This is a genomic window from Flavobacterium sp. (genome assembly GCF_031423415.1).
Lineage (GTDB): Bacteria > Bacteroidota > Bacteroidia > Flavobacteriales > Flavobacteriaceae > Flavobacterium.
This window is the reverse complement of the sequence record NZ_JANPFL010000058.1, coordinates 33312-46028: the sequence shown is the minus strand read 5'-3', so window position 1 is coordinate 46028 and position 12717 is coordinate 33312. Positions and strand designations below refer to the sequence as shown.

General features: G+C 31.5%; 11 protein-coding genes. 3 read left to right on the top strand and 8 right to left on the bottom strand.

Annotated features, from left to right (window positions below):
* The first annotated feature begins 254 nt into the window (after positions 1–254).
* The 3 genes from RMO83_RS06160 to RMO83_RS06150 all read left to right on the top strand — a co-directional run bounded on the left by RMO83_RS06160 (position 255) and on the right by RMO83_RS06150 (position 4095).
* The gene (locus RMO83_RS06160; protein ID WP_310558794.1) at positions 255–683 is read left to right on the top strand and encodes a hypothetical protein; all 429 of its coding nucleotides are present in this window, start codon (positions 255–257) and stop codon (positions 681–683) included.
* A 253-nt stretch (positions 684–936) separates the two neighbouring features.
* Positions 937–1716, top strand: a complete 780-nt coding sequence (locus tag RMO83_RS06155) for a polysaccharide biosynthesis/export family protein (protein WP_310558793.1) — start codon at positions 937–939, stop codon at positions 1714–1716.
* A gap of 9 nt (positions 1717–1725) precedes the next feature.
* On the top strand, positions 1726–4095 hold the full coding sequence (locus RMO83_RS06150; RefSeq protein ID WP_310558792.1) for a polysaccharide biosynthesis tyrosine autokinase: 2370 nt from the start codon (positions 1726–1728) through the stop codon (positions 4093–4095).
* Between the two features lie 139 nt (positions 4096–4234).
* On the opposite strand, the gene RMO83_RS06145 is transcribed toward RMO83_RS06150, so the two are convergent.
* The 8 genes from RMO83_RS06145 to RMO83_RS06110 form a co-directional block, all read right to left on the bottom strand.
* Positions 4235–4948 (bottom strand): acetyltransferase, encoded by a 714-nt coding sequence (locus tag RMO83_RS06145; RefSeq protein ID WP_310558791.1) that lies wholly within the window; start codon positions 4946–4948, stop codon positions 4235–4237.
* Positions 4938–5540, bottom strand: coding sequence for a sugar transferase (locus tag RMO83_RS06140; RefSeq protein ID WP_310558790.1), 603 nt, complete (start codon positions 5538–5540; stop codon positions 4938–4940). The genes RMO83_RS06145 and RMO83_RS06140 overlap by 11 nt, the downstream gene beginning before the upstream one ends.
* On the bottom strand, positions 5533–6723 hold the full coding sequence (locus tag RMO83_RS06135; protein WP_310558789.1) for a glycosyltransferase family 4 protein: 1191 nt from the start codon (positions 6721–6723) through the stop codon (positions 5533–5535). Before RMO83_RS06135 ends, RMO83_RS06140 begins: the two co-directional genes overlap by 8 nt.
* A 216-nt stretch (positions 6724–6939) precedes the next feature.
* Positions 6940–8085, bottom strand: a complete 1146-nt coding sequence (locus RMO83_RS06130) for a hypothetical protein (RefSeq protein ID WP_310558788.1) — start codon at positions 8083–8085, stop codon at positions 6940–6942.
* A gap of 190 nt (positions 8086–8275) precedes the next feature.
* Positions 8276–9331: a glycosyltransferase family 4 protein gene (locus tag RMO83_RS06125; RefSeq protein ID WP_310558787.1), complete on the bottom strand. Its 1056-nt coding sequence runs from the start codon at positions 9329–9331 to the stop codon at positions 8276–8278.
* Positions 9328–10521, bottom strand: coding sequence for a glycosyltransferase (locus RMO83_RS06120; RefSeq protein WP_310558786.1), 1194 nt, complete (start codon positions 10519–10521; stop codon positions 9328–9330). The genes RMO83_RS06125 and RMO83_RS06120 overlap by 4 nt, the downstream gene beginning before the upstream one ends.
* Positions 10511–11626 carry an acyltransferase gene (locus RMO83_RS06115; protein ID WP_310558785.1) on the bottom strand — a complete coding sequence of 372 codons (1116 nt, stop codon included), beginning with the start codon at positions 11624–11626 and terminating at the stop codon, positions 10511–10513. Before RMO83_RS06115 ends, RMO83_RS06120 begins: the two co-directional genes overlap by 11 nt.
* On the bottom strand, positions 11616–12707 hold the full coding sequence (locus RMO83_RS06110) for a glycosyltransferase family 4 protein (RefSeq protein ID WP_310558784.1): 1092 nt from the start codon (positions 12705–12707) through the stop codon (positions 11616–11618). The genes RMO83_RS06115 and RMO83_RS06110 overlap by 11 nt, the downstream gene beginning before the upstream one ends.
* Positions 12708–12717: the final 10 nt, after the last annotated feature.

Sequence of the window (12717 nt, the reverse complement as noted above, 5' to 3'; positions counted from 1 at the left end):
CTGTTCCATAAATTCAAGACGCTGAATATCAAAGTCTTGACCAATATTTATCGACTGTGTTTTAATTCAAATAATTACCATCAACGGGTTATGTTAACTAAAATTTAATTTGGCGTTACAAGAATTAACACTGCGTCTTGATTAAAAATAAATTAAAATTGAATATTTGCAGAAAAAATTATATACAATGCATTAAAATTATGTAGGTCTCCCCGAACCCATTTTTAAAAATTAAACCTATAAAATTTAAAATTTTGAACTATTATATCAATCTATCAGATCGCATTTTGGAAAAGGCAAAATTGGGCGAAGATACTTCATCCTTAAGGCAAGAATTGTATTTCGTAACGATTGGTGGTTTAGCAAACAAAATAAATACCGATGAATTAAAAGTGATTTTTTGGGAAGGCATTTATAATGCCTACCTCCTAATTATGTTAAAAGAGCAAATACCACCAAAAAATATTTTAAAAATAAAAAGAATCAAAATTTCTCGATTTGTTTTGTCTTTGAATGATGTTGAGTATGGAATTCTCAGGAAGCCAAAATTTAAAATAGATTTTCACCGTTTATATTCTCCCTTTTATCCCTTGTACATAAAAAAGCTGGCAGTTGAAAAAACAAATATGTCGAAGAATACTCGTTTGGATAAACACATTTTAAAGCAAATAATTGCATCTTGATTGTTTTAATTAATACAAACATTATTATTATCATTTCTATGAAAATGGCTTACTTATTTTTTTGAAGGTAAAACCTCTTTTTAAGTACAATAAAAAGGTTATGATGGCTCGCAAGCCAAATTTTTTATTCATTTGCTAAAAAAAAATGAATTCAACATCCGCGCGTGATAACTCTTTAAAAATACTACTATTTTTTATGTAAAATAATTAAAAGTTTTTCTGAATAGTAGAGATTACCTAATTTTGATTTTGAATGAAAACAATATATAAAGACAGGTTAAATACAATGATTAAATTTCAAAAAAGTATCTTATTCGTGATAGGAATTTTAATTGTAAGCTCTTGTGCTTCCAAAAAAGATATATTATATTTCAGCGATATCAAAGTAAACGAGCAAAATAACACTGTTTTTAGTCAAGGTAAAATCCAGGCAAATGATATTTTGAGCATCATAATATCTTCGGGTTCACCAGATTTAGCTTCAATGTACAATTTAAATCAGTCCAATTCTGCTGCCATGAATGGCTATTTAGTTGCGTTAGATGGTACAATTACACTACCAATTTTAGGAAAAATAAACGTTCAGGATTTGACTTTACTCGAATTAGAGCAGTATCTAGTCAAAAAAATTATTGATGGAAAGCATCTTGCAAATCCTACGGTTACTGTGCGATTGACTAATGCAAAGTTTACTGTCTTAGGAGAAGTCAAGAATCCGGGCACTTTTACTTACAACGAACAAAACATAAGTATTCTTCAGGCCTTGGGTTATGCCGGTGATTTGACGATAAACGGTAAAAGAAAAGATGTTCTCATCATTAGAGAAGAAAATAATAAAAGAACCTATAAGACTATTGATTTGACTTCAAAAGAATGGTTTGATTCTCCTTATTATTATATTAGACCCAATGATGTTATTTATGTCAATCCAAATGGACCTAAAGTGGCCTCATCAGGCTATGTACCGAGTTTGACAAATTTATTAGCAATAGCTTCCATTGCAATTACAACAATTTTATTATTAACAAAATAAATTTATCCATTGGAAAGCAAAAAAAATAACTTCAATTTCACACAAGAAATACTAAAATACTTGTACTATTGGAAATGGATTCTGTTGTCGGCCTGCATTGCAATTATTATTAGTTTTTTTTATTTGAGATATGCTAGTGATGTGTATCAAACCACCGCTAAAATTAAAATTTTAGACAACACCAATACCGCATTTAAATTACCCACCGATAATATTTCAATTTTCGGAAATAATGAAATCAGCAAAGGGAATGAAATAGTAATTATGAAGTCTTTCCGAATAATAGGTGCTGTAGTGGATAGTTTGAATCTTTCTACTGAGATCTACGGTGTTGGAAGAATTAAATCTGTAGAACTATGGAAAAATGCACCATTTAAGGTTATTTGGGCACAAGAAATGGATTCTCTGGTGAAACAGCAAGCTTCTTTTCAAATTGTTCTTCAAGCAAATGGCTATCAAATTAAAGGAAATACAAAAGAATATAATTTTGGCGAAACTAATTTCGATACTAGTATTCCTTGCAAACTTATTTTAAAAAACAAAGATTTTCTAAAGCACGCTAATGGAAATGAATATCAAATCATTCTGAAAACCAAAAAAAGTGTCGTGCAGTCAATATCTAATAGCATTGTTATTGATTATGTAGTGAAACAAAGCGACATTTTGAGTCTGACATTGAATGGATATAATCAGGAAAAAATTAGTGATATTGTCAACACATTAATAACCGTTTTCAATCAAGATGGAATTCAAGACAGGCAACTAGTTTCTAAAAAGACTATCGAATTTGTTGATGAAAGATTTAAAGTTCTTTTTGGCGAATTAGATTCTATTGAAACATCAAAAGCTAATTTTAAAAAGGAAAAAGAATTTAGTTATATCGAGTCCGACGCTTCTGTACTGATGCAAAATAGCTATGAATCTAAATCGAAAGTGTTGTCTGCCAATACACAAATTGTTTTAGCTAAGTTGATGATAGATGCTTTGAATAAAAACAAAGGATTAGAATTGTTGCCTTCTAATATTGGCATTGAAAACGGTGAAGTCAATGGATTAGTGGCTAATTACAATGAGCAAGTTTTAAAACGAAATAAACTACTACTTTCAGGTGGAGGAGAATCGAACCCGTTGGTTCAAGAAGCAACGGCACTTGCTTTACAAATAAAAAACAATCTTAGGTCTTCTATTCTTGGGTATCAAAATGTACTAGCATTTAACAAGAAAGCATTGAGCAACATAAGTGATTCAGAAAAACAAAGATACAGTACAGTTCCTTTCAATGAAAAAGGAATGCACTCTATTCAAAGGCAACAATCCATAAAAGAATCGCTCTATATATTATTGTTGCAAAAAAGAGAAGAGGCTGCGATAAATCTAGCGATAACAAATCCGTCCATCAAAGTTGTAGATTATGCTATTTTTTCGACTTTACCGATAGCTCCAGAACGTAATATAATTTTTATTGCAGCATTGTTATTGGGCGTGTTATTGCCCATCATCATTATTTATGTTTATTATTTATTTGATACTAAAATAAACAGCAAGGAAGACATAGATTTTTTACTACCCGATGTTCCTGTAATTGCAGAAATTCCTTTTATAGAAAAAGAGAATAAGACGATTCAGTTTTTGGATCGTTCGATATTATCAGAATCTTTTAGAATTCTTCGAAATAATATAAATTACATCAATCCAAAAACAGATGGAGCTTCGATTTTATTTGTGACTTCAACTATAAAAGGAGAGGGAAAAACATTTGTTTCTTTGAATTTAGCAATCACACTTTCTACACTTGGTAAAAAAGTAATTTTGATTGGTGCCGATTTAAGGAATCCGCAATTGCATCGAAAATTAGATTTAGAGCGGCCAAATCTAAAAGGAATTACCAATTTTTTATATGACACCACTGTAAAAGTTGAGGACATAAAAGCAAAACATTTAAAGGATACCAATTTAGATTTTGATATCATTTTTTCGGGTACCATTCCACCAAATCCAGCTGAATTATTATCAAATGGTCGATTTGAATTGTTATTGAATGAAATTAAAAATGACTATGATTATATCATTGTAGATACCGCCCCAACATTATTAGTAGCAGATACCACATTAATTACGCATCTAGCAGACACCGTTCTTTATGTTACTCGCGCTAATTTTACTGAGAAAAAATTATTTAAGTTTATAGCCAATTTAAAGAAATTAAACACCATTAAAAACATGGGCATTATTTTAAATAATGTAGGACAAAATAAAGGATACGGGTATAGTTATTCCTATAATTATGGTTACGGTTACGGCTATGAAAATGACTCAATGGTAAAAAAATCTTTTAAATCTAAAATAAAGAAATACTTCAATACTTCGGAAAATAGCTGACTTATTCCCATATTGAAGAACAAAGGTCTTATGTACTTTTGATTTTTTCTTAACCCTATTGACATTATCAATAATTATTCGTTCAATGAAGATAATTAACTAGCCCATTTTTCATTCTTAGTATACAATAAAAATAGTATTATTGATAAGAATTAAGCTTTAAGTACTCGCTATTGATTTGAATTACTTTTTTGGTTTTTAAAACTTTTTCATTTGTTGACAATGTTTTGAAATCACTGTTAAACTTGATGATTTTCGCTGGATTACCAATTGCTGTTGCTCCATCTGGAATATCGCTTATAACCACAGTACCAGCACCAATAGTGCACCACTTACCAATTTTTACTCCCGGAATTATAATAGCTCCTGAACCTATATGCGACCCTTGACCAACGCTAACGTTACCAGATAAAGTTACATTTGGTGAAATATGTACAAAATCTTCAATAATGCAGTCGTGTTCTATTAATGCTCCTGTATTTATAATCACGTGGTTTCCTATTTTTGCATCTGCATTAATAATGGCTTGAAGCATTACAACGGTTCCCAATCCTAAAGAGACTGAGGGAGATACAATCGCATTCTTATGTACAACGGTAAAAAAATTATATTCACTAAATTTCAAGCTTATTTTTTTTCTGATACTATTATTTCCTATCGCTACAATCAAGGCAACATCGTGCTGCGGTTTTAGAATCGATATTGTATGAATAATAGGTATTAGTCCAAAACTAGCAGTTTTAGGCGCATCATCAATCATCGCTGCAATTCTAGAACCATTATTGGCAGCTAACTCAGCAATTACTTTACCATGTCCACTTGCACCAAAAATCAATAGTTTTTTATTTTCCATTAAATCGTTCAATTGTTGCGTTGTTTGTAGAATTAATATTTTTAGCTATAACTACTTTTAATAGGGTATTACAAATTATTTGAAAATCTAAACGAAATGATTGGTGCTCTACATACCAAACATCATATTTGAACTTTGTTTCCCAGTCAATTGCATTTCTACCATTTATTTGTGACCAACCTGTTATCCCTGGTTTAACCTCATGCCTTCTTTTTTGAAAATCAGTATATAAATCTAAATATTCTGGCAAGAGCGGTCTTGGTCCTACAATACTCATTTCGCCTTTTAGCACATTTACTAATTGCGGGAGTTCATCAATTGAGGTCTTCCGAATCCACTTGCCTATTGTGGTTAATCTTTCAGCATCTGGCAATAAATTACCCACACTATCTTTTTTATTGTTCATCGTTTTGAACTTTATAATTGTAAAAATTTGACCACCAATTCCTGGACGTTGTTGCAAAAAAAAAATGCTCCCATTATTGAAAAAAAACAAAAAAAATAGCACTAAACCAAGTATTGGACTCGCCACAATAATCCCGACTAAAGCAAAAATAAAATCCAAAAAAGGTTTGACCCACTTATTATACATATTCTATTTCTGGGTTTGTCAAAGCAAACACCGCTTGATTGTATTCATCTAAAATAGCTTCCCACATTGCTTCTTGTTCATATCGTGAGGTTATCATTTGTCTTGCATTAGTTTGAAGTACAGCGAAAAAATCTTTTTGTTGCACCATTTTTAAAACTGCAGTTTCAATTGCTTTGCTATTTTTAACAGGAATAATAATTCCGTTTTTTCCTTCTACAATTATTTCGTTGCACCCATTAATATCTGTTACAATTGCTGGTAAACCCATAGCTGCAGCTTGCAGTACAACGTTAGGGAATCCCTCTCTATAACTGGCTAGAACTAAAGCTTTACTAACTGCCAAATAGGGCTTTATGTCATTTTGATACCCTGCAAAAAGAATGTTTTTATTGTTGTCTATTTCCGCTTTTGTACTCTTTTCAAGTGGATCCAAATCACTTTCTAACATTCCTACAAGGAGCAATTTCACTTGCAAATTTTGCTGAATAATATTTTTAAAAGCTTGCACCAATTCATTAATTCCCTTATCTCCTACAAGACGCCCAACAAAAACAAAAACAAAATCATCAGCTTGAATTCCTAATGTAGTCCTCAAATTTTGTTTTTGTGATTTTGTCACTTGTTCTGCAGAAAATTGTTTTGTATTAATGCCATTTGAACTTCCATTTCGAATAACTTTCAATTTTGTGTATTTAGCAAAATTATTAGCCAAAATAAAATCATACAATCCCTTTGAGTTTGGGTATACCTTGGTGGCACAAGCATAGGTGACTTTTTCAATATTTTCTAGCACCCTACGTTTTACCCCTTTGGTTTCTATCAGCGGTAATCCAGCAACAGTATGCAATCTTATGGGAACTCCCGCGCATTTTGACGCTATCATTGCTAGTAGTCCAGCTTTTGGTGTGTGCGAATGAACAATTAGTGGCTTTTCTTTTTTTAGAAACAAAAATAATTTTACCAACGCAATGAGGTCTTTTATTGGGGTGATTTTTCTAGACATTTCAATACGAAAGGTATTAACACCTTCTTTGACCCCAATTTCCTTTAGATATTCATTTTCTGAAGACACCGCTATTACTTCAAAAAAATCATTCATATACTTCAATTGACCCGATAACAATTTATCTAATGAAAGAGGCACTGTTGTGATTCGGATTAATTTATTTTCAATTATTTTCATACCAATAAATAGGCGATTTTTTCTTTACTATATTGAACAAAACCAAAAAGAAAATTATTAATTTTATCTAATAAAAAGTAGTAATAACTTTTCATAAGATAAAATTAAAGCAAAATTTGATGTATGTAAAATCAATTAAAAAACTTTACAATAATTTAAAGTAAGAAGGGTTTTTAGAGGGGTAAATAGTCTAAATTGTTAAGAAATAAATAAGAATTAGGTTTCCGATTCTTGAGATTGCCAGTAGGAGAAATGCCAAAAAATATAAATAAGTAATCCTGGCAAAAACATATTTCGCATCCGAATCATTATACCGATATTTCCTAATGTTTGGGAAAAGGCAAGTGTACCAATAATTAAAAAGTATACCATGCCCTGAATGACAAAAGGCGCATTTCGAAAAGATTGTAGCGGCTTGTTTATTAATATATGCGCAGTTAAAATTAATAAAACTAAATTTTCCAGTGAGGCCAAAACAGCTGGAATACCATTGATATCAAAAAAGAAGGGCCTATATAAAAAAGAAAAAATTTTAAAAGGAAGTGGGTAATTCGAAATATCGATGGCTGAGGCTGATGATGAAGTACTAAGCAAAGACGCCTTTGTTTCAGAAAACCTACTAAAACCGTCGACAGAAGCCTCTTCAACTTTTGCAAATTGCATTACCAGGGGCAAAATTGTAATCGCAATGCCAATCATTACTCCAAAAAATAAAACTCGTTGCGGTAACGAAATATTCTTTCCCGAAAAATAGGCCATTCCAAAACCGAGCAACATAAACAAAGTAATGTGGGGTCTAATAAAATAAGCCAGTACTAACCCTAAAATAATAAGTACAAACCTCTTAGAAGGAAGCATTAATCCGTACGTGAAAATTGCGATGCAAAAAAACAATAAAGCATCCTTGCCCACTGCACAACTCCAAAAATGCAAATTAGGCAGAAAAAACAAGAGCGGGAATAAATAATATCCTTTGAATTCTGGGTTATTTGGAATCAATTCTACTGCTATAATGTAAAAATAAGCTAAGCCGATAAAACCAATTAAACTATATAGCATAGTTCCCGTGAAATACGATAAATCTAAAATATTAGAGGGATAATAATTTAAGGCATAAATAAAATAAGTACCTTGATCTTGTGTTAAGGAGTAGATGAAATCCGTGTAAGTCATAAATTTCGCTTGTTTCCAATAACCAATCGCGTCGCCTTGGACGAAAAAACAAAAGTAAGTTCCAAATAAAATATGAAAAATAAATAATTTTTTTAGCGTGATCATATTCTCCTCCGAAAGTTTTTTGCTAAAACTTTGAATGAATAAATACCCTAAGATAAAAATTAATGCTAAAACAAAATAATCCATAGTTATTTTACTAATATTGATTTAATGGGATGCATTTCTTTTTTTTTAAAACCAAATGTGCCCCAATACAAGTCCGTTTAAAGGTATAAATGTACAATAGAAGGAAGCACTAATGGCAAAAACCATTAGCACAATTGCAATAGTTGGTGTTAATAGTTCAAAAATATCGAAGTATTGCCTTTTTGCGTTTCTATTCATTAGTCAAAATTGATACTAAAACATCTAGCTTTTGTTGAATACTAAACTCTGATGCTACTTTGATTCTGCCCTTTTCACCCATTCTTTTTCTCAAGTCAATATCAAATATCAATTGGCTCAATCTATCCACCCATTGTTGTTCTGTTTCCACCAAAAAACCATTTATTTCATCCTCCACAACTTCTTTGTTCATGCCTACTGCTGAGGCAACTACTGGGATGCCACAGCCCATATATTGAATTATTTTGTAGGCACATTTTCCTCTTTCCCAAAGATTGTTTTCTAAAGGCATAATTCCTATATCAAAATTAGAAATTAATTCTACTTCGGTTTCTTCTAACCATTTCAAGTATTTCACTTTATTTCCCAATCCTAAATCTTCGGTTGCGCCAATAATATGTAATTCGACATTGTCTATCTCCAATATTTTCGAAAAAACAGCAGCGTACTTTTGCACATATTTAAAAGTAGATGGCGACCCAATCCAACCGATTACAATTGTGGAACTACTATAATTGATTTTGGGTTTGTAAACATTGATATCAATAACTGTTGGAAGCACAACTACTTTTTTGGCACCAGAAAATCTCGCTCTTTCTGCCAAATAACTATTTCCAGCTAGTACGCAATTACTGTATTTCATCACATTATTAATCTTATTTTTAAATAAAAACAAGATTGCTTTATTGGAACTTAAATCATAATTGTGAAAAATCGCATCATCATAATCGACAATATATTTGACATTAAAAAGAAATAATAGTTTTTCAAACCAACTGAAAAAATAGGGAAGCAACTCTTTCTCGATAACAATTCGATCGTATTTATAGATTGAAAATAACCTGAAAAATCGCTGCATGTAAAACTGCAATAGCTTGGATTTGGCTATTGGTTTTCCAGCATATAAATCAATTAAGTAGTTTTCATCAAAAAAAGGGCTAACCGTAATTGAGATTCCCTTAGCTTCCAAAAAAGGGAAGTATTGGTAGCTCCGCAACCGACTACTAGCACCATTTCGGCTATATTTGGTTAGATAAAGTACTTTCATTTTAGTTTAGCTAAAGCATTACAATAACTATCCGCACCTTTCGCAATCGAAAAATAAGGCATTGCGAACTTTCGTATTTCTTCAAAATTAGTTTCTCCTAAATCATCAACAAACGCAACCGCTGCTGCAATACGTTTAGGATCTTGGTGATCATATATAAAACAATTGGGTATGCCGTTTAGGATTTGCTCAGTATCACCAATTCCTATTGAAGCAATGGCAGGAATTCCCATAAGGAGGTATTCACCAAGCTTTATTGGAGCTACACCTTTCATACTAAATTTGGGTTCTCTTATGGCAAAAGCTACATCGGCAGCGGAGAGATACTGTGGAATTTCTGCAAAAGGAACTGTTTTTACAATAATGTTTTCTTTCAAGTCAATTGGAATTCTTATATTGGCAAACGCTACATTTCCGGTTAAAATCAAAAAAAGCGCATTCGGATTTTTGTGGCGATAGTTTCTTAAAATTGTTATCATTTCGTCCCAGCCATATTGCGGTCCTAATGAACCGCAATAGACAAAAACTTTGGTTTGATCTGAAATTTTCAACTCTTTTCTTTTATTCTCTCTTTCCAATGCATTTGGTTTAAAAAAATCAGTATTTCGTCCGTTGAGCACTACCGAAAACTTTTCCGGTTTTTTATATTCTACTGTTTCTAAATGAATTTTTATTGCTTCGTGCGAACGTGTCAAAACACCATCGGCTACTTGTAGCATTTTATTTTCTTCTTTTTTTAAAGACTGATACTGTCTGCTTTCGCGCGATAATCCTGAAAAATCTACTCGCTCTTCTAGAGGCAAACCATCAGCATCAAAAACCACTTTAAATTTGCCTTTTGGAATTCGATTTATCATAAAAGCTGGCATCGTACTTCTGGGCATTACAATATCAATATTGTTTTCTGTGATGTATTTTTTTAAAAACCCAATACCTTTATAAAGCGTGAACAGGTTTCCTAAAATTGGGACTAGCGTTCTATTTATGGCTCGTGGAGTATAAAAAATATGGAGTTCTCCAGCTGCTTTTTGTATTGACCTAATTTTTTCGGGCTTCGCCCAAGTGAATTGTATCACATGAAAAACGTACTTCGATTGATTTTGTACTTCGCTAAAAATTGGCATAAACAAGCCTTCCATATAACTAGTATGTGGACTGTCCCAACTGATGAAGAGTACTTTAACTGACACTTTTGAACGATTTAGTGTTTGAAAAACTTTTTATTTTGATAAAATTTTTCTTAAATTTTAAAAAATAATTTTCATAATAACGGAACGATACATAGGAAATTAAAATTAATGTGGAAAATACCGTACTGTACACCAGCACCATTTTAAGTACAATATTGACGGCTACATTATTTAAGATTTTTTGCATAAAGAATATAACTAGCGGATTGTAAATGTACAAACCGAAAGAAATTTTACCTAAGAAATCAAAAAAAGCATTTTCCAACTTAATTATGGTTTTGGGATTATGTATTTGGTTAAAAATTAATACTACTGTAATTATTGCGACAATTTCGTGATTAACAATTCCATAAATATAAAAATTATTGGATGCAATAAAAACCATAATCGACCAACATATTATTTGCAACAAAATAGAATTAAAGTATTTTAACCTTTCTATATGGTTGCAATACAAATAAGCGCCGATTCCCCCAATTGCAAGACATCCGAATCGACTGTAATGGAAGAAGGCTTGAATTTCGAGTGGAAAATTAAACACTTTTAGCGCAATTTTAAAAAGAAGAAACACGATTGGGAAGAAAAGTAAAAATGCAAACAGATATTTATTTAAAAACTTAATTACTACTGGCCAAAAAATGTAAAATTGCTCTTCAACTCCTAACGACCAATAGTGACCTATTTTTTCAGATAAAACCTTAGAAACAGGAACAACACCGTATTCGGCAACCACTAGATTTACAAAGTTGGGCATAAAGAAAACATAATAGATCAATGTACCTCTAAAGCTTTCGATTCCAAAAATCAGCACCAAAATTAGCAAATACAAAAAATACAATGGCCATATTCTTAATGCTCTACGGATAAAAAAGAATTTATAATTAATGGTATTGGTCATTTTTTTTTCTTTTAAAAGTAAAAAAGTAATCAAAAAACCACTTAAAACAAAAAACATAGTTACGCCATAACCTGCCAGATCGAGTAATGGCATTGAGGGCAGACCAAAACCAACACTTCTATGATTTATATGAGAAGCAACAACTGCAATAGCGGCAATAGCTCTAATACCGTTTAGTCCTGGCAAATATATTTTTTTATTCTCCAATATTAACTTTTAATTGAGTGAATAAACTAAACCACAACTTCACGATGCTGCCAGATGAAAATTCTTCAGCATTTTTAAACGAATTAATCGACATATTTTCTCTGATGTCGGTATTCAATATTAATTTTTCTATAGCATTAGAAAACGCACTAATATTGTCTTTCTCAATCAAAAATCCATCACTATCGTGGTGTATAATATTTTTTGGACCATACTGACAATCATAAGATATAATGGGCAATCCTGCTTGTTTGGCTTCTAATAATACCATAGGAAAACAATCGGTCAATGACGTCATACCATAAATGGATGCTTCTCTCATAATGTGGAATAAATTTTTGGTATTTCCCATCAAATGTACTGAGTTTGACAACTGATTTTCTTGAATTAGACTTTGTAATGCACTCTTTTCATTTCCATCACCGTAGATTTCTAACTTCCATTCTGGATATTGGGTACTGATTTGTGCCCAAGCTAAAATTAAATGATCAAATTGTTTCACAGGTTCAATTCTTCCTGCTGCAATAAGTGTATGTTTTCGTTTCTTAAATTCAGGATAAGTGATGAGATTTTCTGCATGAACAAAATTGGGTATCACAAAGGTATTCTTTAAATCATAATTGTTTTTTTCGTCTTTGTTTAAAACTACAACTGCATCATATAGTTTGTAAAGCAATCGTTTGAATTTCCATCGGCCCGCTTTCATTGTGCTTGCAGTACTGTGAAATTCTAATATTTTAATTGTTTTTTTACGTATAAAAGGCAAAATTAGCGAATAGAAACTTGTAAGTGTTGTAATCACAACATCAGGTTTTTCGTCCTTTATAATTTTGCTTATCTTTTTATAAAAACTAAACTTAATAACTTGGTTTCCAAAAAAGGACGTATTACCATCAAGTTTTAAATCATACTTTTTTGTCAATTGATGACTTTCATACAAATAATCTCGATTGTTCTGAAATCGCGTAACCAAAATAATTTCGCAATTAGCATGTGTTGTAAATGCCAAAATTTTATGATTCAGCATCCGTTGAATACCTCCAAACTCAGCGAAATGATTTACCAATAAAAGTATTTTCATATTATTTTTT

Coding starts and splice junctions, on each gene's coding strand:
- RMO83_RS06155 (WP_310558793.1), top strand. CDS start 937: ATGAAAACAATATATAAAGACAGGTTAAATACAATGATTAAATTTCAA.
- RMO83_RS06145 (WP_310558791.1), bottom strand. CDS start 4,948: ATGGAAAATAAAAAACTATTGATTTTTGGTGCAAGTGGACATGGTAAA.
- RMO83_RS06140 (WP_310558790.1), bottom strand. CDS start 5,540: ATGTATAATAAGTGGGTCAAACCTTTTTTGGATTTTATTTTTGCTTTA.
- RMO83_RS06135 (WP_310558789.1), bottom strand. CDS start 6,723: ATGAAAATAATTGAAAATAAATTAATCCGAATCACAACAGTGCCTCTT.
- RMO83_RS06130 (WP_310558788.1), bottom strand. CDS start 8,085: ATGGATTATTTTGTTTTAGCATTAATTTTTATCTTAGGGTATTTATTC.
- RMO83_RS06125 (WP_310558787.1), bottom strand. CDS start 9,331: ATGAAAGTACTTTATCTAACCAAATATAGCCGAAATGGTGCTAGTAGT.
- RMO83_RS06110 (WP_310558784.1), bottom strand. CDS start 12,707: ATGAAAATACTTTTATTGGTAAATCATTTCGCTGAGTTTGGAGGTATT.